At 41.4% G+C, this 23,185-nt stretch carries 18 protein-coding genes, 1 pseudogene and 1 riboswitch; of the genes and pseudogenes, 9 read left to right on the top strand and 10 right to left on the bottom strand.

The features are described 5' to 3' along the window. Nucleotides 1-180: 180 nt before the first annotated feature. Nucleotides 181-2,730, top strand: coding sequence for an Ig-like domain-containing protein (locus tag L4D09_RS15210; protein WP_428458364.1), 2,550 nt, complete (start codon nt 181-183; stop codon nt 2,728-2,730). A gap of 246 nt (nt 2,731-2,976) precedes the next feature. Here L4D09_RS15210 and L4D09_RS15215 read toward each other — a convergent pair whose 3' ends face one another. Both L4D09_RS15215 and L4D09_RS15220 read right to left on the bottom strand, forming a co-directional pair. Further along, the gene (locus L4D09_RS15215) at nt 2,977-3,306 is read right to left on the bottom strand and encodes an SMR family transporter (RefSeq protein WP_428458365.1); all 330 of its coding nucleotides are present in this window, start codon (nt 3,304-3,306) and stop codon (nt 2,977-2,979) included. A gap of 7 nt (nt 3,307-3,313) precedes the next feature. Continuing rightward, entirely contained in the window at nt 3,314-4,249 is a 936-nt protein-coding gene (locus L4D09_RS15220; protein ID WP_428458366.1) for a LysR substrate-binding domain-containing protein, read from the bottom strand. 237 nt (nt 4,250-4,486) lie between these two features. Between L4D09_RS15220 and L4D09_RS15225 the strand changes: the two genes are divergently transcribed. The 5 genes from L4D09_RS15225 to L4D09_RS15245 all read left to right on the top strand — a co-directional run bounded on the left by L4D09_RS15225 (nt 4,487) and on the right by L4D09_RS15245 (nt 10,853). Beyond that, nucleotides 4,487-5,500: a putative 2-aminoethylphosphonate ABC transporter substrate-binding protein gene (locus L4D09_RS15225; protein ID WP_428458367.1), complete on the top strand. Its 1,014-nt coding sequence runs from the start codon at nt 4,487-4,489 to the stop codon at nt 5,498-5,500. A gap of 89 nt (nt 5,501-5,589) precedes the next feature. Beyond that, nucleotides 5,590-6,654, top strand: a complete 1,065-nt coding sequence (locus L4D09_RS15230; protein WP_428458368.1) for a putative 2-aminoethylphosphonate ABC transporter ATP-binding protein — start codon at nt 5,590-5,592, stop codon at nt 6,652-6,654. Beyond that, on the top strand, nt 6,651-8,381 hold the full coding sequence (locus L4D09_RS15235; RefSeq protein ID WP_428458369.1) for a putative 2-aminoethylphosphonate ABC transporter permease subunit: 1,731 nt from the start codon (nt 6,651-6,653) through the stop codon (nt 8,379-8,381). Before L4D09_RS15230 ends, L4D09_RS15235 begins: the two co-directional genes overlap by 4 nt. Before the next feature lie 105 nt (nt 8,382-8,486). Next, complete coding sequence (locus L4D09_RS15240) at nt 8,487-9,173, top strand: HAD family hydrolase (protein ID WP_428458370.1); 687 nt, start codon at nt 8,487-8,489, stop codon at nt 9,171-9,173. Nucleotides 9,174-9,323: 150 nt separating this feature from the next. Beyond that, the gene (locus L4D09_RS15245; protein WP_428458371.1) at nt 9,324-10,853 is read left to right on the top strand and encodes an endonuclease/exonuclease/phosphatase family protein; all 1,530 of its coding nucleotides are present in this window, start codon (nt 9,324-9,326) and stop codon (nt 10,851-10,853) included. 74 nt (nt 10,854-10,927) lie between these two features. Here L4D09_RS15245 and L4D09_RS15250 read toward each other — a convergent pair whose 3' ends face one another. Continuing rightward, the gene (locus tag L4D09_RS15250; protein WP_428458372.1) at nt 10,928-12,295 is read right to left on the bottom strand and encodes an FAD-binding oxidoreductase; all 1,368 of its coding nucleotides are present in this window, start codon (nt 12,293-12,295) and stop codon (nt 10,928-10,930) included. A gap of 181 nt (nt 12,296-12,476) precedes the next feature. After that, a riboswitch (purine riboswitch) is annotated at nt 12,477-12,576 on the top strand. Nucleotides 12,577-12,652: 76 nt separating this feature from the next. Here L4D09_RS15250 and L4D09_RS15255 point away from each other — a divergent pair. Next, nucleotides 12,653-13,663, top strand: coding sequence for an adenosine deaminase (locus L4D09_RS15255; protein WP_428458373.1), 1,011 nt, complete (start codon nt 12,653-12,655; stop codon nt 13,661-13,663). Nucleotides 13,664-13,786: 123 nt separating this feature from the next. Here the strand turns inward: L4D09_RS15255 and L4D09_RS15260 are convergent, their stop codons facing one another. Continuing rightward, nucleotides 13,787-14,188: a cupin domain-containing protein gene (locus L4D09_RS15260; protein ID WP_428458374.1), complete on the bottom strand. Its 402-nt coding sequence runs from the start codon at nt 14,186-14,188 to the stop codon at nt 13,787-13,789. A 298-nt stretch (nt 14,189-14,486) separates the two neighbouring features. On the opposite strand from L4D09_RS15260, the gene L4D09_RS15265 reads away from it, so the two are divergent. Further along, the gene (locus tag L4D09_RS15265) at nt 14,487-15,287 is read left to right on the top strand and encodes a PhzF family phenazine biosynthesis protein (RefSeq protein WP_428458375.1); all 801 of its coding nucleotides are present in this window, start codon (nt 14,487-14,489) and stop codon (nt 15,285-15,287) included. Nucleotides 15,288-15,392: 105 nt separating this feature from the next. Continuing rightward, entirely contained in the window at nt 15,393-15,989 is a 597-nt protein-coding gene (locus L4D09_RS15270; protein WP_428458376.1) for a type 1 glutamine amidotransferase family protein, read from the top strand. A 128-nt stretch (nt 15,990-16,117) separates the two neighbouring features. On the opposite strand, the gene L4D09_RS15275 is transcribed toward L4D09_RS15270, so the two are convergent. From L4D09_RS15275 to L4D09_RS15300, 6 genes and pseudogenes are all read right to left on the bottom strand, one after another. Further along, nucleotides 16,118-16,882 carry an MBL fold metallo-hydrolase gene (locus tag L4D09_RS15275; protein ID WP_428458377.1) on the bottom strand — a complete coding sequence of 255 codons (765 nt, stop codon included), beginning with the start codon at nt 16,880-16,882 and terminating at the stop codon, nt 16,118-16,120. Between the two features lie 278 nt (nt 16,883-17,160). After that, nucleotides 17,161-17,259: pseudogene (locus tag L4D09_RS15280) on the bottom strand (S-(hydroxymethyl)glutathione synthase); the annotation flags it as partial. A gap of 53 nt (nt 17,260-17,312) precedes the next feature. Further along, the gene (locus L4D09_RS15285) at nt 17,313-17,705 is read right to left on the bottom strand and encodes a hypothetical protein (protein ID WP_428458378.1); all 393 of its coding nucleotides are present in this window, start codon (nt 17,703-17,705) and stop codon (nt 17,313-17,315) included. Between the two features lie 79 nt (nt 17,706-17,784). Next, complete coding sequence (locus tag L4D09_RS15290) at nt 17,785-18,096, bottom strand: hypothetical protein (RefSeq protein ID WP_428458379.1); 312 nt, start codon at nt 18,094-18,096, stop codon at nt 17,785-17,787. A 562-nt stretch (nt 18,097-18,658) separates the two neighbouring features. Continuing rightward, the gene (locus tag L4D09_RS15295; RefSeq protein WP_428458380.1) at nt 18,659-20,110 is read right to left on the bottom strand and encodes an efflux transporter outer membrane subunit; all 1,452 of its coding nucleotides are present in this window, start codon (nt 20,108-20,110) and stop codon (nt 18,659-18,661) included. Further along, nucleotides 20,097-23,177 carry an efflux RND transporter permease subunit gene (locus L4D09_RS15300; RefSeq protein ID WP_428458381.1) on the bottom strand — a complete coding sequence of 1,027 codons (3,081 nt, stop codon included), beginning with the start codon at nt 23,175-23,177 and terminating at the stop codon, nt 20,097-20,099. The genes L4D09_RS15295 and L4D09_RS15300 overlap by 14 nt, the downstream gene beginning before the upstream one ends. Nucleotides 23,178-23,185 lie beyond the last annotated feature (8 nt).

The raw sequence follows: 23,185 nt of genomic DNA on the forward strand, positions 1-23,185 counted from the left end.
GAGAACTGGAAATCGTTCTCGGTTTTTCGGATGACTGCTGTCGATGCATTAAGTCACGCTGGTTAATTTTGCGGGTAATATTTATTTTAAAAATGATATTTCTAGCAAATTAATATTTATAAGCGTGACTAAAAGCAGCAGCTATCAATGGAAATAATAAATACATAAATAGGATCTTTAATGAGAAAGTTAACGCTTACAGGCATTATTGCCACATTAATGTCACCTCAGGTATTTGCGAGTGGGTATGACTGTACAGGGCTAGAAGTATGGAATAGCACTACAGTTTATAATGAAGGTGAGAGTATTCAGCACCTTGAGCATGCTTATCAAGCTAATTGGTGGTCTAAAGGTAATGCTCCTGATGAATTTTCAGGTCAGTGGCAGGAATGGAGCTTACTTGGTCAGTGTGATTCTGGCGAGCCACAACCACCTGCAATTACCATAACGTCCCCTCAAGATGGCGGCCAATTCGTTCTCGATAAACCCATTTTACTTGCGGCCCAAGTGAGCAGCCAAAACTCTGAGATAAAAGACGTTGAGTTTATTGTAAATGGAGAGTCAGTTGCCATTATCCAACAAGAACCATTTTCTACGGAATGGACGCCAACTCAACTAGGCCAAACGGTAATTTCAGTAAAAGCTACCAACATCGACAACATGACTGAAACCAGTCAGGTGAATGTGGCTATTGTCGATGGTGATATTGCCTTACCGCCAGAAGTGACCTTAACTTCACCGAGTTCGGGCAGCACCTTCGATGAAGGTGACATCGTGACTATAGCTGCCGATGCCAGCAGTAACCATAGCAGCATTGACCGCGTAGATTTTTACCTTAACGATGTCCTTGTTGGCAGCGATAACAATGCACCATACGAACACCGCTGGACTTCCACAGCAGGAAACCATGCCGTATTTGCTCAAGCTATTGATAGTGAGCAGCAGAGCACCAAAACAGAAGCGGTCAGTTTTACCGTTAACGGCAGCACACCTGGTGGTAGCTGTAAGGATCTCCCTGCCTATACAGAAGGCGAAAGCTATACCCAAGGCCAACTCGTTACTAACATTGATAATCAATATAGCTGTCAGGTTGCAGGCTGGTGTGGTGGCGCCGCATGGGCATACGAACCAGGTGTTGGCCAACATTGGCAAGATGCTTGGAAGCATGAAGGCGACTGTGGTACAGCGCCTGAGCTTAGCTTTACCTCACCAACTGCTGGTGAAACGTTGTTAGCAGGTATTCCAACAAACCTCGTGGCGAATGCAACGGCAGGTGACTTTGCTATCACTAAAGTACAATTCTTCGCAGACAATCAGCTTATTGGTACTGGTATTGCTGATGGTAATAATTACCAGCTTGAATGGACTCCAGTAAATATCGGCAACACTTTGCTAAAAGCCATTGCAACTGATGAAGATAACGCTGAAGGTGAGACTACTCAGCAAGTGACTGTTACCGATCAAGCCCTAGTCGTTGACCTAACGAAGCCAACAGCCGGCTCACGCTTTAGTATTGGTACACCTGTAGCGATGCAGGCAGACGCGAAGTCGTTTACTTCAGATATTGATCGTGTTGAATTTCTTGTAAATGGTAAAGTTGTTGCTACGGTTCAACAAGCACCCTATACAGCAACTTGGACTTCTGAAGCTGCGGGTGATTACCAGATCCAAGCAAAAGCAATTGATGGTAGTGGCGATGAAGAGTTTTCAAGTGCGGTACCAATCAGCGTGACATTGATTGAAGAAAGAAAGCACAAACTCGTTGGCTACTGGCATAATTTCGTAAACGGTTCTGTTTGCCCAATGAACCTAAGCGATATTCCTACCGAATGGGATGTGATCGATATTGCCTTTGCCGATACCAGCCACTCAGCACCAGGAAGTAACTACTTCAACCTATTCTCGGGTGATGGAGGCTGCCCAGCCATTGATGCAGAGCGTTTCAAGCAAGATATTCAGCTTTTACAAGCTGATGGTCGTAAGATCGTACTATCACTTGGTGGTGCTGAAGGGACTATCACCCTTAACAATGACGCTTCTGAGCAAGCCTTTGTTGAAAGTTTAACAGCAATTGTTCAAGAGTGGGGCTTTGATGGTTTGGATGTGGACTACGAAAGTGGTTCGGGCCTAGTCAACGGTTCAGAAATTCAGAAACGTCTTCCTCGTGCGTTACGTAGTATTCAAGACAAACTTGGCAGGGATTTGTATCTCACCATGGCGCCAGAGCACCCTTATGTTCAAGGTGGTTATGTAAGCGTGGCAGATGGTAGCGTCTGGGGGGCTTACTTGCCGGTGATTAACGAAACCCGTGATATGCTCGATCTTCTACATGTTCAGCTATATAACAACGGTGGTTTAGAACATCCATATGGCGGTACAGCTCCTGCTGGCTCTGTTGATATGATGGTTGCAGCCCAGAAAATGTTGGTTGAAGGCTTTCAAACAGCATATGGCCAAGGTCCAAACTTTGAACCATTACGTGATGATCAGGTATCAATCGGCCTTCCATCAGGCGCTAAAGCCGCAGGCAGTGGTCAAACTACAATAGCTGATACCAATAAGGCGTTAGATTGCCTCGTTCTTGGTACTCAATGTGATACCGTTGTTCCTGAAAAACGCTACGATAACTTTGGTGGTGTGATGTTCTGGTCTATCAACTGGGACGAGTATTATGATCGTGCCTATTCGCAAGGTGTTGGTAGTAAACTGAGTGAGCTAAATCAACGATAGTTTTCCTCACATCTGTTGATGCTCATGTTTCCTAAGCTGAAACTCATCCTCGATGAGTTTCAGCTTACACATCGCTAAGGAGCAACGACGTACCCATCCATTTAATGCCAGTTCACCTTGGCGGTAGATTTAATGCTGAGTATGGTGGCGTTCACAAACAGATATCTAGCAACTATGTGTTCTAGCTCGATATCATTGTACTGAGCTTGCCCGAATGTACGCCTTTAGATTTATAAAAACAGGCGATTAGTGGGAGACTGAATTAGAAAAAAGATTAATTATAATGGTACCGATTAAGATCAGACTAATACCGATGATTGCCGGCATATCAAGTTTTTGTTGGTAAAGCACCCAACCCAGTCCCGCGACTAACACAACACCTGCACCGCACCAAATAGCGTAGGCTATCCCAACAGGTATAATTTTCACAACTTGTGCCAGACAGGCAAAAGCGACGAAGTAGAAAAATAAGCAAGCAAGGGTAGGGGCCAGTTTAGTAAAGCCTGCTGTTTTGGCTAGGGCTGTAGTTGCTGCAACTTCAGCAATAATAGCGATAGTTAGGAGGACGTAATGCATTGTTTTCTCATGATACTTGTTGTTCAGATAGTTCGGGTATTGCGGAAAAAAACTGTTCATCGGGACGAAGTGTCAGCAGCTTTTGTCTCAGCCACGCTGTAAAGAGGTTAACTTTTGGCGGCGCATTGTTTTTATCATATTGTAAATAGTGGCTATCTGTCGATGCAATAAGATGGTTATTTATCATTATTATACGGCCACTTTTCAGTTGTGGTATTGCATTAAGAGAGCGACATAGCATTAAGCCCGCGCTTTGTGCCGCCAGTTCTAGCCCCATTAAAGTACTATCGACTTCGTAGTGTTGAACCGGAGGTGATGAATTATGAGCACTACTGGCCATCCATTCGTGCCAACCTTCAGCATAGCCACGTACATATATCCCAGGGAGCTTTTCAAACGTACCCGCTTGTATTGCCTCATTATGTTTCTTTTTAAAATCAGGGCTACAAACTGCAATCCAATATTCTTTACATAGTAGTTCAGTATGTTGTTCTGGGTTTGGCTGACCATTAACGATCTCTATATCGACATTTGTTTGTGTTGCTTCTAACTGAGGCCAGTCTTCTGAGTAAAGCTTAATACGAATATAAGGGTGTTGCTGATAGAAATCGTCAAGTATTGGAATCAGCCAATGATAGGCAAACGAGGTATTCACTTTGACCGACAGCAGCTGCGGTTCGTTTCTATGCGTTAACGCTTTGGTTTGGGTGCTAATAGCACGAAGAGACTGGTGAACGGTTGGATAATACTGTAAGCCTTGAATAGACAGCTTCAAGCGTCTTTTTTCACGATTGAATAAAGGAAAACCAAGATAGTGCTCTAATGCTTTAATGTGTTGGCTGATAGCGGCTTGAGTAACGTGTAATTCCTCGGCAGCTTTGGTTATTGAGTTATGTCTTGCACAAGCTTCAAAAGCGACCAGTGATTTTAATGGCGGTAGCATAAGTGTAGGTTTCCAATAAGGAGGGTAAATAAAAAATAATGCATAGACATGACCATTATATTAATGATTGGTTATATTAGTTTTACTTAACATCATGACGAATTAATGAATGAGAACTTAAGTTTTACTTTGTTAATGGTATGAAAATAATAAGGTTTATGTAACTTTTACTTAATCTTGCTTCATTAAGGTATGTAGTAACTTAATTGCTTATTCTTTAATGATACGGAGATTTCCATGAACAAACTGATACTCGCTACTGCTATTGCAGCTTCTTTAACAAGTGCTGCTGCGTTCGCAAAGCAAGAGTTGAATGTTTATACCGCTTTTGAAATTGAACAAATCAGAGAGCTTGAAACTGCATTTAAAGCTGCGCACCCTGAAATTAAACTCAATTTTATGCGTGATTCAACGAGCGTAGTAACAGCACGTTTATTAGCAGAAAAAGCCAATCCTCAAGCCGATGTTATTTGGGGGCTAGCGGCGACATCTATGATGGTCTTGGATAATCAAAACGTCTTGACACCTTATGCACCTGTCGGCCTAGAAAAGCTAGATGAGAAATTCCGTGATAGCCGAGAAGTTCCACACTGGATTGGTATGGATGCATGGATTGCGGGTATTTGTTTTAACACCATTGAAGCGAAAAAGCATGGTCTTGAAAAACCAGAATCATGGGCCGACCTGACGAAGGCTGAATACCAAGGCCATATTGTTATGCCTAACCCAGCATCATCAGGTACGGGCTTCCTTGACGTATCAGCTTGGCTACAACAGTTTGGTGAAGATGCTGGCTGGGAGTATATGGAAGGCCTACACAAGAATATTGCTCGTTATACACACTCGGGCTCAGCGCCTTGTAACCTAGCGGCAACAGGTGAAGCTACGATGGGTGTATCATTTGCATTCCGAGGTGCGACGCTAAAAGAGCAAGGTGCACCAATCGATATGATCTTCCCGTCGGAAGGCGTTGGTTGGGACATGGAAGCTGCAGCTGTGGTAAATGGCACGAGTAACCTAAAGGCGGCTCAAACCCTAATCGACTTTGCTGCTTCTGAAGACGCAAACCGCGCTTACAACAAATTCTACCCAGTTATCGCAATCAGTGAATTGGCCAAGCCTGTTGCACATTACCCTGATAACGCAACTGAACTGATGATAACGAATGACTTTGCATGGGCATCTGATAATTACAGCAACATCATTAAAGAGTGGACTAGCCGCTTTGATGGAAAATCAGACGCTAAATAACGCTCGTAAGTGATGCCGATATGGCCGCTGAATAAAAGCGGTCATATCGCTCATTATTTTCGTTTTGGTGCCATACAGAGTAATACGTAATGTTGAACAAAAAATATCTTCATATTGATAATTTGATAAAGAATTTTGGTGAGTTTTCTGCCCTGAAAGGGATATCGCTAGATATCAATGAAGGAGAGTTTGTCTGTTTCCTTGGGCCTTCAGGGTGCGGTAAAACCACCTTACTGCGTGCAATTGCAGGGCTTGAATTACCGACATCTGGTCAAATAAGCCAAAATAATCGTGATATCACTTTATTGCCGCCAGAGCAGCGTGATTTCGGTATTGTGTTCCAATCTTATGCCTTGTTTCCAAACCTAACGGTTGCAGACAATATCGCTTTTGGATTAATAAACCGAGGCCTTAAAAAAGCGGCTGCTTTAGAGAAAGTCAGTGAGTGGTTGTCACTGGTCGATCTTGATGGCTATGACGATAAATTTCCAGCTCAATTATCGGGTGGGCAACAACAACGTGTCGCTTTGTGTCGTGCTTTAGCACTATCTCCCGGTTTACTTCTTTTGGATGAGCCTCTGTCAGCGCTGGATGCGAAGGTGCGTACTCATTTACGCCATGAAATTTGCCAACTTCAACGCCAACTTGGTATTACCACGATCATGGTTACTCATGATCAAGAAGAAGCACTGACGATGGCAGATCGCATTGTAGTGATGAATCATGGTGTCGTTGAACAGGTGGGTACACCAGAAGAAATATATAACCACCCAGCATCAGAATTTGTCGCGAAGTTTGTTGGTACCATGAACTTTTTACCTGCACGCGTGATGGAAAAAGACACATTAAAAATTGACGACTTTACATTTAAATCACCAAGAATGGTTGATTCAGAATCAGTAAATCTAGCATTACGCCCTGAAGAAATTCGTTTAGCAGAAGATGGTCAATCAGGCTTGAATGCTACGGTAAATGCGTTGGAATTCATGGGTGCCTATGTACGATTAGAGTGCCAGCCAGATTCGATGTTACCTGTCGTTCAAGTTGATATCTCTTCAGAGCGGGCAAAAAAAGGACTGCCGGCGAAAGGAGAACGATGCCGTCTAATGTGGGATGCAAAACACACGCATGTGTTTGAAGGAGTGCCAGCATGAGCTTAGAAGCAGCGCTTCCTCTTAAACGTCAGTGGTCAGGGCGTTTTAATGCTGGAAAGCTTATGACGCGAGTGAGTACAGATAAACTAGTAATGGCTGCGGTACTAATATTAGCGGCACTACTTATGTTATTTGGGTTATTTGCTCCACTTGGTGCAATGTTCGCAAAGAGCGTTCAAAATAGTGCGGGTGAATATGTTGGGTTTGTGAACTATGCGAATTACTTAACCAACCCCGCATTAACACATTCTATTTATAACACCTTATTTATTGGAGTGACGGTCTCTACGATTGTTGGTTTGCTGGCTTTTTTTTACTCCTATGCTTTAACTCGAACCTGTATGCCAGGGAAGCGGTTATTTAAAATTATTGGCAGTTTACCGATTCTTGCTCCCTCACTTTTACCTGCGATTTCTTTGGTTTATTTATTTGGTAATCAGGGAATATGGAAAGAGTGGTTAATGGGAAATAGCATTTATGGCCCAATAGGTATTGTACTAGGGCTGGTGTTTTGGTGTTTTCCACATGCGCTGTTAATTATGAGTACGGGGCTCTCTACGGCTGATGCAAGGCTATATGAAGCTGCTAGAGCGATGCGAACATCGCCTATTCGAACTTTTTTCACGGTGACATTACCCGGTGCAAAGTATGGCCTAATGAGCGCCATGGTGGTTATTTTTACCCTTGTTGTTTGCGATTTCGGAGTAGCAAAGGTTATTGGTGGACAATATAACGTACTGGCGACTGATATCTACAAGCAAGTGATTGGTCAGCATAACTTTGCAATGGGTGCGGTTACATCCGTTGTACTACTACTACCGGCTTTACTTTCTTTTGCAATTGAAACGCGTATTCGTAAAAAACAGCAAAACATGATGAGCGCGAGCTCTGTTATTTATCAGCCTAAACCGCATAAAATACGTGATAGCATCTCGTTTGTATTTTGCAGCATGATTGCTATCTCAATTATGGTGGTGATTGGGATGGCTGTTTATGGTTCGGTTGTCAGCTTTTGGCCTTACAATACAGCATTAACACTGAATAACTACGACTTTAGCCGTTTCATCAGTTACGGGTGGGCACCGTTTTATAACTCAGTCGTGATGTCATTGTTGGTTGCCGTTATCGGTACGGCGATTACATTTATCGTTGCTTATTGTGTTGGTAAAGGCCGTACTATGGGGCCGTTGCGTAATACGCTTCACCTAGCCGCGATGATGCCAATGGCTGTACCTGGAATGGTCTTAGGCTTGGGGTATATATTTTTCTTTAATGCGCCGTCTAATCCATTGAACAGTATCTATGGCACGATGACAATACTGGTGGTTTGTACGGTTGTTCATTTATATACCGTCGGACATATGACTGCGTTAACAGCATTACGGCAGATCCCAGCAGAAATTGAAGCGGTGGCTGCATCGTTGAAAATCCCGCAGTACAAAGCATTTTTAAGAATATCTGTACCTGTTGCGTTACCTGCTGTGTTAGATATTGGTAGCTATTTGTTTGTGAATGCAATGACAACGACGTCGGGTGTCATATTCTTATATACAACAGAAAATGCCTTAGCCTCAATTGCGGTCATGCACCTTGATGAAATGGGGTATACTGCTGCTGCCGCGGCAATGGCGGTTATGATTATGCTGACATCCGCTGTCGCGCGGCTTTTGCATGGTGCGATTAGTTATTTACTACTAAAAAGAACACAAAGCTGGCGTACACGCTAACGCCATAGGTCACCCAAACCGCACAACAATTATATTCATTAAATAACTCTATTCATTAAATAATACAGGCTGTAATAAATACAGCCTGTGTACAGGTATACCTCAATGTTAGTAAAAGAAATAAATCAACCTTGTGAGTTGGCTATTTTTGATATGGATGAAACATTAATTGCCAATGACTTATCAATGTTATGGCATCAATTTTTGGTTGAAGAGCTTGGTCTTGTTGATAAAGAATTTCTGGAAGAAGACAAGCGCATGATGGCGCTTTATTATGAAGGAAAAATGGACTTAGATGCTTATATCGCATTTAGTCTTTCGCCATTAGATGGTTATTCAGCTTTAGAAATCGATGCGATGGCTGACAATTATGTTCAATCGTCAGCATCAAAGTATATATATCCGCAGGCAAAAGTATTATTAGAAGAGCTAAAGCAGAAAGGGATCACTTGCATGATCATATCTGCCAGCGTTACTTTTCTGGTTAAAGCTATGGCTCGATACTTGAGGTTATCCCATGCCGAAGGTGTAGATCTAGTGATTAAAGACGGCTGCTATACTGGCAAAATACAAGGAACACCGAGCTATCAAGACGGTAAAGTAATACGCCTTGAACAGTGGGTTGAAAGGCGTGGAGAGCAGTATGCACCAATTCATTTTTATTCAGACTCAATCAATGATTTGCCCCTGTTATTAGAGGTAGATTACCCTGTGGTCGTTAACGGCTGTGAGCGATTAAGGCTCGAAGCTAATAAATATGGATGGCAGCAGCTTCATTGGGGAATTAAATGAATGTATTCATATGATTATATGACTGTTTTTATATCAATTTCAATATAATGCTTTACAAGTTCAAATTTAATTTGATTATTAAATCCCAGGTAACTATTACTTGCTGATTTTATATTACAATCCAATTTAATATCCTTGGTGAATAGAATAATGAATATATCTAAATTGCTTCCTTTCTTGATTGCTAGTGCATTGGCTGGCTGCAATAGCTCTTCTGATGATGGTAAGGATTTACCAGAAAAACCAGATTTTTACCAAACTGAAGTGAAAGTTATTTCTGCCAACATGTGGCACAGTTTAAATAGAGATTTTGCAGAAAATGGGCGTTCATCTTTTGATATAGCAGTAGAGGAATTTGAGTTTGCTTCTCCTGATATTATTTTACTTTCTGAGGCGTCGGGTATTACGACTCGTCTTGGTGAAGCTCTTGAGATGTATGTATGGCAAGGTAAGCAAGATGCCTCTAGTGTTGGGCTATTGTCAAAATACCCTATTAAACAGGTTTTTGATAATCAAGATATACACTCTGATAATGGGAATATTATCGGTGCGATTCTTGATATAAATGGCCGAGATGTACCTGTTTGGAGTGCGCATTTAGACTATACGAATTATGTGGTTTACGATGCGCGCGGAGGCAATGGGTCAAGTTGGGCTGCACGTGAGGGATGTGTTGCCATTTCTGATTCAGATGAACTAGATGAATTGAATGAGCGCTCTAGGCGACCAGATCAAGTGCGATATATGTTGAATAAGCTTACGGGCTACAGAGATAACAATGAGCTCATCATACTTGGTGGAGATTTTAATGAAGCTTCCGGCTTAGATTGGACTGCAGAAACGGCTTATATGTTCGACCATAGCGGGACAGAGCACGATTTTTTGACCCATCGTTTAATTAGAGATGCGGGTTATACCGATACATATCGAGAGCTTTATCCGAACCCTGTTACACATCCCGGTTTGTCTTGGCCGTTTCACCAGGGTGATAGTTGGACAAGTGGTGGTACTTATGTCACTGAATGTGGTCGTACCTTGGATGACCGAGATCGTATTGATTTAATTTATTATAATGCAGAAGCTTCTGGTGTTGAATTAGTGGAAGCTTCACTCATTGGTCCTCGTATCCAAACGTATTTCCCTGGTCCACACGGTGACGATGAGACATATACTTGGTCAGATCCTCATAGCGGTGCAAAAGTGGATGCGGAAGGTGAACCTCAGTACGGAGAGCGTGGGTTCGTTTCTGATCACCTTTGGTATTCAACAAGCTATGTGATTGAAACACCCTATGACGAACCACAAACAGAGCCTGTAATGTGGGAACCACAATTTGATAACGTAGTATTAAGTGGTGATGGTGAAGACTTAGTTATTAACTTTCAACTGACGAATTTAGATCTAATGCATGATGATTGGGGTTATATCTTCGCTATTATGGGAGATCGTACAGGTGCTCGTAAGAGTATTTGGCAAACCGAGAATATTGAAGGTGATATCGAAGATCAACAGTTTGAAATTAAAGTATCTAAAAGTGTTTTAAATATTCTTTCTAACTCTGAATATGATCAAGGTTTGCAGTTACGATTACGTCGGGATGAGACAATTAATGGTTGGCGTAAAGACTATGCAGTTTTGACACTAAGTAAAGAAGTTATTGAAGACCATGTGAACCTTTAATATTAATAACCAAGCGATTAATTTAGTGTCGATAAGGTAAACATTAGGCCGCTATAAAGCGGCCTAAATCGTATTTATGGCTTGATATTCTGATTATGATGGAAGAAATTGTCTGGGTCGTATTTCCGTTTTATATCGACCAACTGTTGGTAATTACAGTCGTAAGCTGCAGAGACTCTACTTGATTCATCATCGGTCATGAAGTTGACGTATACACCGGCAGATGCATAAGGTTTGGTTGCATAAAAAAAGTCTCTGGCCCAATCAATGGTTTTTTCATCCTCATCGGGTGTTTCCCAGCGAGCATGCACATTGATGACAAACTTAGCATCACGACTACTGTAGGCCATGGCAGTAGAATCAACATTGTTTGCGACACCTGTAAGTTGGCCAATGAAGATTTCACATTGTGGAGATGGAAGATCACCGACGTAGTGTAGTAGGTGAGCAAACACTTCATCGCTAAGGTCTGTGAAATTATGTGATTTCCAGTAATTACGTTGACCTGCGGTGAGTAATGGGTCAAATGCTTGCTGCCAAGCGGTATAAGGTTGCGCACCTATATGTTCGCCATAAGGTGTGCCGAACTGGCGAAGAGGTTCAATTAGCCTGTCAGCTGCTTCAGTTTCACCAGCATAAAAAATGGCTAATACAATCACTTCTTTTCCATGCACCTCTTCAGGTAAGAAAGGTAGAGGAGGCGCTTGGCGCATGACAACCCAAACATTAAGATCTTCAGGGGCGGTTTGGGTGAATTCACGATAAGAGGTAAGCACTTGCTTAGCCTGATCGAAAGGATAAACAATCAAACCCGCAACAATTTCTGGCCCCACATGGTGAAGTTTAAACTCAAACTCGGTTACAATACCAAAGTTGCCACCACCACCACGGATAGCCCAGAATAGATCGTTATTTTCGTTTTCAGATGCAGTTAATTGACGGCCATCAGCAGTAATAACTTGCGCAGAGAGTAAATTGTCAATGGTCATACCGTATTTACGGGTTAACCAGCCAAAACCGCCTCCGAGTGTTAACCCAGCTATGCCCGTTGTTGAATTAATACCGACAGGGGTGGCGAGCCCATGTTGTTGTGCTGCGGCGTCGAAATCCGCTAAGGTGGCACCGGGTTGAACATAAGCACGTTGGCTATTGGCATCTATACGAACACCTTTCATTTCCGAAAGGTCAATCATGACCCCATCGTCGCAAATCGCATTGCCGGCTATATTGTGTCCTGCTCCACGAATAGTCACTTCAGCTTGATTATCCTTGGCATAATTTAGCGCGTGGAGTACATCAGAAGCATTGCTGCATTGAATAATAACCGCTGGGCGCTTATCAATCATGGCATTCCAGATCTGTCTTTTTTCGTCGTAATCTGGATCATTAGGTACGATCACTCGCCCCTGTATTTGGTTTCTAAGCTTAGAAAAGGTGTTCATAATGTCAGCCTATATGGCTTTGCCATAATGTAATGATGCTAGACATTACTGTAGTCGCATGGGGGGCATTTTCCAGTGCATAGTAGCGATATACTGATGCAATAGTAAGTACAACACTGATTATATAGATTTGCAGAAATACATGTTGTACCATCTGGCAAGTAGTAAGTTGTGGTCTAGAAGGCGACAACATACTTCACTTCGTATAACCCCAATGATATGGATTGGGGGTCTCTACTAGGAACCATTAATTCCTAATTACGAAGAGTTTAGTGCTTTAGCACTTTTCTCTTTGTATTTGTTTTATCTTCAAAAGAAAAGTGCTTAATAAACAGTTTATTTATTAAGAGTTTCATAATGAAAAAGTTTATTCAATCCCTGCCAAAAGTCGAACTCCACCTTCATATTGAAGGAACACTAGAACCTGAACTTATGTTTGACCTAGCAAAGCGTAACAATATTGCTATACCGTTTAATTCGTTTTCTGAGGTTAGGGATGCATATGATTTTAACAATCTTCAGTCATTTTTAGATATTTACTTTCAAGGGGCGAATGTACTTATCCATGAACAAGATTTTTTTGATCTAACTTGGGCGTATTTACTGCGTTGTCAAAATGATAATGTTTTGCATACTGAAGTTTTTTTTGACCCGCAAACGCATACTGAACGTGGTATTCATTTTGATACAGTGGTTAACGGCATCCATCGAGCGCTTGTAAGAGGAGCAACAGAACTAGGTATAAGCAGTAAGTTGATCATGTGTTTTTTACGTCATTTAGATGAAGAGTCAGCACTTAGTACATTGAAGCAAGCACTAGTACATAAAGATAAAATTGTAGGTGTAGGATTAGATTCAACTGAAATTGGTCATCCAGTGAGTAAATTTAAACGAGTATTTGAGCAAGCCATTAACCAAGGCTTCATTGCTGTTGCCCATGCTGGAGAAGAAGGGCCTGCAAGTAATATACGAGATGCATTAAACCTACTGAAAATTACTCGAATTGATCACGGTGTTCGTTGCTCAGAAGATAGTGCTCTAGTAAAGCAGTTAATTACTGAACGTATTCCCCTTACTGTTTGCCCGTTATCTAACATTAAACTAAAAGTATTTGACCATATGGAGCAACACAATATTGTTGAGCTTCTTCGCAAGGGGGTATGTGTAACGATAAACTCTGATGATCCTGCCTATTTTGACGGTTATATGACGGATAACTTTTTGGCAGTTTATAGGGCGCACACGATGAATGAAAATGAAATTGCACAATTCACTTTTAATGCAATTGAAGCTAGCTTTATCTCTGAAAAAGAGAAACAGCAGCTAAGATTAGTGACTCAACGATATTTAGAGCTGCATCAAGAGTAATGTAGCGAGTCGGTAGGACTTTTAATATAAAACAACCATAAAACAACCATAAAACAACCATAAAACGTGGTAGAAACTATGGTTGTTTTATAATCACTTTTGGTACATTAAAATGTTGAAGCCCTAGTGATCTAACACTGTCACTTTTGTCCCTTTTTCTGCAAAGTAGAAGACAATAATTTTTGCTGGTTCACTGCCATTATTTTCACCGTAATGAGAGGTGTTCATGACCTCGACCAGTGTATCCCCAGTTTTAATCGTGATGCTCTTATCTTTTGTGTGAACAGTTAATTCACCCGCTAATAATATGCCGGTATTTATCACAGGATGTTGATGTAAAGGGAGTTTCTCGCCGGGTGCAATGATGATTTCTTTGATGGTTATTTCAGGTTGCTTTAGATTGTAACTGGGAAGAGGTTGCCCGTCCCAAGATGTTGTCGTTTTGGCTAAATCGCGCGATGTCGCTGCATTCGCCTGAAGGCATACCATAAAAAATGCCAGTAAAGCCCATACCCACTTAGTCATATATATTCCCATTCCTTTTATACTTATTATGCAGTGATATTTAATTGAGTTATTGACGGTTACGTACCTATAAAATGTAAATGTGCTAAAGCTTCTAGTAAGCTTTAGCACATTTTTACTTGGTTATAGGCGTATTAAAGGTATTACCGATTAAGATGGGATCGGGTTCTATATTTTAACGTTGGTTCGTTTTTATACTGGGCAGTTTTGGTATGAAGGTTGTGGGTATTGAAAGATAAGTGGGTGTGTTGTTTATCTTAGCGTTATGCAACCGTAAAATTTACATATGAGGGTGGTTATGGATTTAGAAATCTACCAAGTTGACTCTTTTACATCGGAACCATTTAAGGGAAATCCTGCGGGTGTTTGTATCTCAGAAAATCCTCTGACTGAAGAGCTAATGTTCTCGATTGCGGAGGAAATGGCTGTGTCAGAGACAGCCTTCTTAACATTAAACGATATGAATTTGCGTTGGTTTACACCGAAAGTAGAGGTGAAGTTATGTGGTCATGGAACACTAGCGGTAGCACACGTATTAAAAGGTAAGGGCTTAGCGCAAGTTGGGGATATATTAACTTTCAACACATTATCTGGTTCTTTGTCCGCTAGAATTTGCGAATCGACAATTGAACTGGACTTTCCAAGCACGGAACTCTTATTGGATTTACCAATAAATAATATATTGATTCAGTCGCTTGGTCTTAGTGATGAACAGGTCGTTTCGTTTGGTGGCTTCGACTCAAAAAACATTATCGAAGTAGTTAGCGACGATATAGTGTTTAATTTGTCACCCAACTTTGATGCATTGAAGAAAATAGAAGGGCGTGGTGTTGTTGTAACAGCACAGTCAACTGATCAAAACTTGGATTTTGTGTCTCGATATTTTGCACCATGGGTTGGTGTAGATGAAGATCCAGTTACGGGCTCTGCTCACTGTGCTCTAACTCAATACTGGGGGCAGAAGCTGAAGAAATACAGATTCAATGCGTATCAAGCCTCTTCGAGAGGAGGGTATATATGTACAGAACTTCTACCAAACAAACGTATTAAACTCATTGGTTCGGCTAGGACGGTTATTAGTGGGGTTCTGTGGGTATAAGTTGCGTCATAAATGCCTCAAGGCAGCGCTTTTAGAGTTAGCCGTTTTGATTTGATATTTAGTGGGGCCTGCTATATGGCTGGCATTAAGCAAAAGGAATTGGATATGAATATTGCAGTACTTACCTTTGAAGGCTTTAATGAGTTGGACTCATTCATAGCTTCAAGCATTATAAATAGAATGAAAGAGTTTGGCTGGAATGTACAAATTACATGCCCCTCTGAATTTGTAACATCAATGAATGGCGTTGTTGTTAAAGCTCAGCAACCACTTGAGTTTGCAAATAGCGCAGATGCAGTGTTATTCGGTAGTGGTGCATTAACACGCGCTATAGCAAAAGATGAAACCATTCTGTCTCGACTAACATTGAATCCTGATCGGCAGTTAATCGGAGGGCAGTGCTCTGGAACGCTTTTGTTGTCCGTTCTAGGCTTGCTTAAAGGTATACCAGCATGTACTGACTTAACAACAACGCCTTGGGTGCTTGAATCTGGTGTCGCTGTTTTGAATCAGCCGTTTTTTGCAAAGGGTAATATTGCGACAGCAGGCGGTTGCATGTCGTCTCAGTACTTAGCTGCGTGGTTTATTAGTAAACTTGCAAATAAAGCCTCAGCTGAATCAGCGATTCATTATGTAGCTCCAGTAGGTGAAAAAGAAGAAACGGTTAATCGCTGTATGTCAGTTATATCGACATATCTATAGCTTTAAGTTCAGGCTTTGGCGTAAACCAAAGCCGTATTGCAGGTTTTTCAAATCGTGGAACTTTCTTTTATTTGAATACCTTTGGTGTAGCGTCTAACGGTACATCGAGGTGTGGTCGATCCAACATATTAATGTTGTTTGATAAGTGCTTTCTTTACTTTTGCTTTAACTGAACGCCAATGCGTCATGGGCTTCGTTGGTGTGCGGTCAAGCAAGTATTGAAGTTCTTCTTCGGAAGGTTGAATTTCACCACCGTGAGCAAGAATGAGGGAGCTTGCTTTCAAATCGATAATTTTATGTAAAGAACGACGATAGCGGTTGGGGTAAAATACAGGGAAAGGGGGAATATACCGACCTTTTACTTTTACCATTAAATCAGCCACATAAATACGGTTGCTAGGCTGGTGGTGTAACGAAATATCTCGGTCGGTATGACCTTGTGTTTCTATGGCGACCCATTCAGGGAAGCCTGGTAAGGGTTCATTATCATCAAGACGATAATCGGGCTTTAAAATGCTGGAGTACCAAACTTTTTGTGTTGGCTTTTTCATACGTTTAGCGACCCATTTAGCTAAATAGATATCAGCCAAATGCATGAGCTTACCATCTACGCCACTATACCAATCGCCGCCGACATTGGCCGCTGCAATTTTACACCCTGAGATTTTTCTAAGTAGATGAGCAGCACCTGCATGGTCGGGGTGCATGTGGGTGACGACAACTAGCGAAAGATCCGTCAATGGACGGTGGAGTGTATCTGTGATGAATGCCTTGATATAGGGGATATCGGCACGGCTACAGCCGTCGAGAAGTAGCAGGCCGTGAGGGTATTCAGCAAGATAAATTGACTGTATGTAGCCGTCAAGTTTGTGCAGCTTTAACATTGAAGACATAGTTGCTCTTAGTATTTTGATTTTTACGTTAATAATTAAACGCGTGTTTGAAAATCATTATTGATTAAATGTTAGACACAATCAAGAGGGAATAATGAGCAGAAAAAGAGAAGATGGCTAGTGAGCCCGAGGGTCTCTTTGTCGTGTCAATGTGGCGTCATTCCGATTTTGTCGCAATATGATGCTGTGTCAATGTTGGAATAGCGGCCATAAATAGCACTTTCTTAGGGTAGGTTAATGACCATTTGAAAAAAGGCTCCGAAGAGCCTTTTTATCTGTTATTTGTTATTTGCAATATGTGTCGCGATTGCATCCATCAATACAGGAGAAAGGCAGTCATAAGGTTCTAAACCTAGTGACTTTAGTTGCTTACGTATTTATCGCTCTATATTTGTTAACCACTTTACTTATCATAATAATACCTTGAGAATTATGCTTGAGGTGCAAATTCAGGCGCTGCTTTTCGGTGAGCGGTATAAATAGCCTCACCATCACTTTCAGCATCAAAAATTACAGTGACATTAGGTGAAAATAAAATAACATCACCAACTTCAGCAATGTATTTATTACCTTGCTTGTCACGCATTACAATTTTACCTTTGGTGATCACTTTATATTCTACAGAATCATAAAGGTATTCAAATTCAACGCCTGGTTCCATGGTGAAGTGACCAATAGTTAATGCATTTGAATTATTTGTCACCGCAACTTCAGCCATATGGCTTTTTAAACCTTCGACTTCAAGAAGTTGACTTAAATTATTTAACTTAAATGAGCCAGATTTTAATAGAGTGATACCTGGCTTATCAGATAGAGTCGTCATTTTATTTTCCTTGGTTTATAGTCTATAAAAACATGGAGATAAACTATAAGATTATGTGGTTGATGTTTTATTCAGGCGGTTAGCGCTTACTTACGCTGTGGAAACCACTGCGTGATAATTCTACACCATCAGATGTTATGGCTTTATATTGAACAGAACGTGAACTATTTAATGATAGTGGAATGAATACACGTCCATTCGAATTAGTTTTAAATGATTGAGTTACTTGTGGAATATTTGAAACCGTAACTGATGCATTTTCTTCTACAGCACCGTTATTAGATACCGTTATCCATGAACCATTTTTTGTATCTGCAATATCAATATCAGCTAATGTTGCGGCTGAAAATAAAACCAACAACGCAGTAATAGAAACGTTTAATTTTTTCACTTCTTACCTTCATTTATTATGGCATCTAGTACTAAATGCATCACTAATCATATTTAGCTAAATAACCATACCTGTAGATAGATTGAAATAATTCAATATTAAACCAACAGGTGTAACGATTATATAACATAGAATTAAGTTAACATCAGAGCCATGATTTAGGCTCTTCGTTTGTTGGAGGCAGTATGCTCCATTCCGTGAAAAGTGATAATCTAGGTTTTTTATAAATGACTTTTACTGGTGTGTAATAATGGCGATAAATATTTTAATAAACAAAGGGTTGGTCTGTGTGGGAGGATGAGAAAAAAGTAAAAGTTATTAATTGATATCATTATTAGCTGTTACGGTTAAGAAAAATATGGCTTCATATATGTGATATAACTCATATAAATATCGGGCTGAATTCGTAATACCGCTGAATTAATATCGAGTAAATAAAAAGCCAGCAGTCTTACCTGCTGGCCTTCATTACGTTTTAGTGCCGGTAATTAAGCTGAGATATTTTTGCTACTTCATTTATGTTGAAGAACATAAATGAAGTAGCACATTCGTTATTCAATGATTAAATCGCCCAGTTTCCACCAAGCGCTTTATTTAACCCAACGGCCATATTGGCTGTTTGTAAACGAGCAGCAATGACACGGTCTTGTAATACATGTTGCTGGCGCTGTGCATCAAGAACCGAGAGGTAATCAATTAATCCAGCACGATAGAGAGACTTGGCCTTTCTAACGGCGATATCCGTTTCAGTTTGAGATTCCGTTATCAGCATTTGGTATTGCTGACTATTACCGTAGCCATTAAGTAAGGTTTCCACTTCACCGATAGCACCGTTTACAGCATGCTGATATGCAAGAGCACTGCTTCTAAAGCGCGTTTCTTGCAGATCGATCATGGCTTCAGTCCGCCCACCATCAAAAATATTCCAGCTGACGCCAATATTGGCTATCCAGGCTGTTGAGTTATTGCTGAACAAGTCATCAAAGTCTTTCGCCAGAAACCCTGGTGCACCAGTAAGGTAGAACTTAGGGTATTGGTTAGCGACAGCAGCCCCCAACTCGGCATTAATGGCCGCCATTTCGCGTTCGGCAATTTGCAGATCTGGCCGACGTTTTAATAAATCAGATGGAAGACCTGTTGGGATCAACCCTTTGAATGTTGGAATTGTTTTTGGCAATGAAAGACGCACCTGCATTTGTGACGGTGTTTCGCTTAGTAATATCGCCAGCCTCTGGCGGTGTGCGTTTTCAGCCGTATCTAATTGTGGAATTATGGATTTTGTCGCAGCGAGCATTGCTTTTGCTCTCGCTACATCAAGATCTGAACCGTAGCCACTTTTGGCTACTTTCTTTACTAATTCAAGCGTTTCCTCTTGGTCATCAACCATGTCTTTCGCAATCACTTTACGCGCTTGTGCACCGCGAAGCTGGAGGTAATTATGAATAACATCAGAGGTGATCATAGTTGTCAGCCCTTGACGATATATCTCGACTTGTTCTTTTCGGATCTCAGCAGCTTGAGCTTGTTTGTCAATGCGGCCAAATAAATCCAGCTCCCATGCAATGGTTGCTCCCATCGTGAAAGCTTGCTGATTACTATCAACGAGTGATGTACCCAATGGATTATTTGCTGACACTAGCGGCCCCATTAATGGGTCATTATCACTGAGTCCTAAAGATGAATATCCAGCACCTAAGCTGACTGTAGGCACCTTAAATGACTCAACAATATTTTGGTATGCTTGTGCTGTCTTAATACGTTCTGCCGCTATTTTTAACGGAATATTTTGCTGTTGTGCATCGGCAACCAGTTGATTGAGAGTACTGTCGTTAAATTGATACCACCACGTTGAGTGAACGGCTTCATTTTGCTGAAGTACGTTTGATGTACCGTCAGCGCCTTGGTTGAGGTAATTGCTTATAAGTACATCGTTAGGTGCTGCATAATCAGGTGCTGTTGCACAGCCAGTCATGATTAATGCTAAAGCGATAGGGCAGAGTTTAGCTAAGTTCATTGGTTAGCTCCTCATTTTTCATCGTGTTCGTTTCAGGCGTCTTATGTAAATCAGCACGATAAAAGAGCCTATATAAAGCTGGCATAATAAACAGTGATAAGACGGTTGCAGCAGCTAAACCACCAATAATAGTTGCAGCCATCTGATCAAATAGCACATCAGAAAGTAATGGTATCATCCCCATTGCTGTCGTTAATGCCCCCATTGAAATTGCCATTGTGCGGTTCAGTGTTGCCTCTTTAATGGCATCTTCTAATGTTCGACCGTTTGCACGTTCTAACTCAATTTGATCCATTAGTACGATACCGTTTTTAATGATCATACCTGAAAGTGCAATTGCACCGATGAGCGCCATAAAACCAAAGGGCTTATCCATTATCAATAAGAACCAGCTAGCACCTGTTGCTGCGAGCGGAACTGTTGTGAGAATAATAATGGGTTGTTTGAAGCCATTGAATAAAGCGACAAGAATAACCACCATAACGAGTAATGCTTTAGGCATTTGTTTTAGCGTATCAACGATTGATCTATGTTCATCGTAATATTCACCTCCCCATTCAAACTGGTAGCCATAAGGCAGTTCAATCGCTTCGATTTGAGCCGCAATTTGCTTGCGAACGTCGGATGCCGTCATGCCATCAACGCCAGCCTGAACAGTGATTGCTGGAAGGCGATTACGTCGCCAAATCATGCTTTCTTCGGTTTTCAACTCAAAGCCATCCATGACTTGTCCAAGAGGAACAGTATGTACTCCCAATAGAGAGCGAACGGGTAGGGTGTCTAATGAACTGATGTCGGCATTCGAACTACGGATTTTAATTGGTATTAGCTCGTCACCTTGATGCAGCTGGCTTAATGTAACCCCTTCGGTAGCTCGTTTAATCGCTAGTGCGATATCTGTGCGATTAACCCCTGCGCGGCGTGCTTGTTCTTGGTTCAGCAGCGGGACAATGACTTTACTTGGTTGACGCCAATCATCACGCACATATTTGGTGTAAGGGTTGGCAGCCAAAATATCTTGAGCTTGTGCCGAAAGCGCATGAAGCACTTTTGGATCTGGTCCGATAAAACGCGCTTCAATACTGAACTTATCTTTTGTTGCCAGTTTTAGCGCTCGAAAACGCGGTTCTGCATGAGGGAAATTTGTTCTAAGCCATGCATCTCCTCGCTGAACTAAAGCGTCTATCGAGTCAAAGTCGTGTGTATTAATTAATATTTGCCCGTAACTTGGGTCAAATGGTTCAGGTTCTACTGTTACAGAGAAACGAGGGGCGCTTGCGCCAACAAACGTTGTAATATTTTTGACTTCGGGTTGCTCTAATAACCACTTTTCAACATGGGTCATATCTTGAGATGTACGCTCTATCTGGGCACCATTAGGTAACCAATAATCCAAAAATACCATTGGTCTATCCGAGCTTGGCATAAAGTTGATCGCAATATTTGGAATGACGAATGCGGTAATCGCCAACAACGGCCCTAAAAGACTAATCGCTTTTAATGGGTGAGCAACCGTATATGAGATCGCTTTTTGATAAATGGATGGTTTGGAATTTTGTTGTCCCTCTTGAGCTATTTTAGGGTTTATAAACAGCCAGCACATGAGCGGCGTGACCGTCATAGCAACAAGCCATGATAGCAATAGGGATGAACACATAACCCAAAACACTGAGATAGCAAATTCAGCAGAGTCTGTTTGCGAGAATAAAACCGGGCTTGCACCCATGATGGCAATAATCGTTGCAGCTAAAAGCGGCTTTGCCGTTTCATCAATGGTTTCTTTAGTTGCTTTAAGTTTATTAACCCCTTTGTTGAACTTATTAATAATCATGTCGGTCACAACAATGGCATTATCAACGAGCATTCCCAAAGCAAGAATAAACGTACCTAGAGAAACACGCTGTAAGTCAATTGCTTGAAATTTCATGTATACCAAAGTCAATAAGATGGTAAACATCAAGCTGCTGCCAACAATCATTGCACTCTTAAAGCCCATAAACAGCCATAGAATGGCAACAACAATGGCCACACTCTCAATTAAATTAGTAACGAAGTTATTAATTGATTTTTGAACTTCTTCGGGTTGGAAAGCAACTGTGTTTACTTCAACACCCAGAGGAAGTATTTGTTGGTACTCAGCAATGACTTGGTTGAGGGTTTCGCCTAAAGAGACAACATTAATACCGTTGTTAGGACTAACCGCAAGGGTAATCGCATCTGTGCCATTAAATCGGCTTTCTGTTAATGCGGGTGTTTGATAGCCCATTGAAACCGTCGCGATATCACCAAGGCGAATAAGCCCTGAGCTAAAGTCAGCGATACCACTCTTAATAGTTAAATCACGTATGTCATCTAAGCTTTTGAATTCACTGCCTTGATCTACACGAATACGTTCTATGCCCGCTTTAAACTGCCCAGCATCATAGGTCATGTTATGACTGGCTAATTGATTTATCACTTGAGCGGATGACAAGCCATATTCAGCAAGGCGTTCATCAGGTATATCGACATTTACGACTTGGTTGCGAACACCGTGAAGTTCGATTTTTTTGATACCATCAACGGCTTTCAAACGGCGTTGTAGCTCTTTTGCATACAGTCTTAGCTCGTTAGGTTCAATACCGTCACCAGTAACCGCGAAAAGCATGCCATAGACTTCAGAAAACTCATCTTGAACAATACTGATCTGAGCTGTTGCTGGTAGATTGAGCTTAATGTCATTAACCTTTCTACGCAGTAAATCCCATTCTTGAGGGAGATCTTGCGAGCGGGTTGATTCTTTAAGATCAATAAAGATCATGGAACTACCAGGCCGAGACAAAGAGCGGAGTTTCCATAAGGACTCCATTTCTTGGAGCTTTGTTTCGATTTTATCGGTTACTTGTTCTTCTACTTCTAGAGCTGATGCCCCGGGGTAAAGCGTAACTACAACGGCACTTTTAACGGTAAATGTTGGGTCTTCTAATTTACCCAGTTTGAAATAGGACGTTAGGCCAGCAACAACGCACAATGCACAAAAGAAAATGACAAAGGTACGTTGTCGGATGGCAAATTCTGCAAGATTCATGAATGTTG

Origin of the sequence: Photobacterium makurazakiensis (assembly GCF_050336715.1) — a bacterium.
GTDB classification, from domain to species: domain Bacteria; phylum Pseudomonadota; class Gammaproteobacteria; order Enterobacterales; family Vibrionaceae; genus Photobacterium; species Photobacterium makurazakiensis.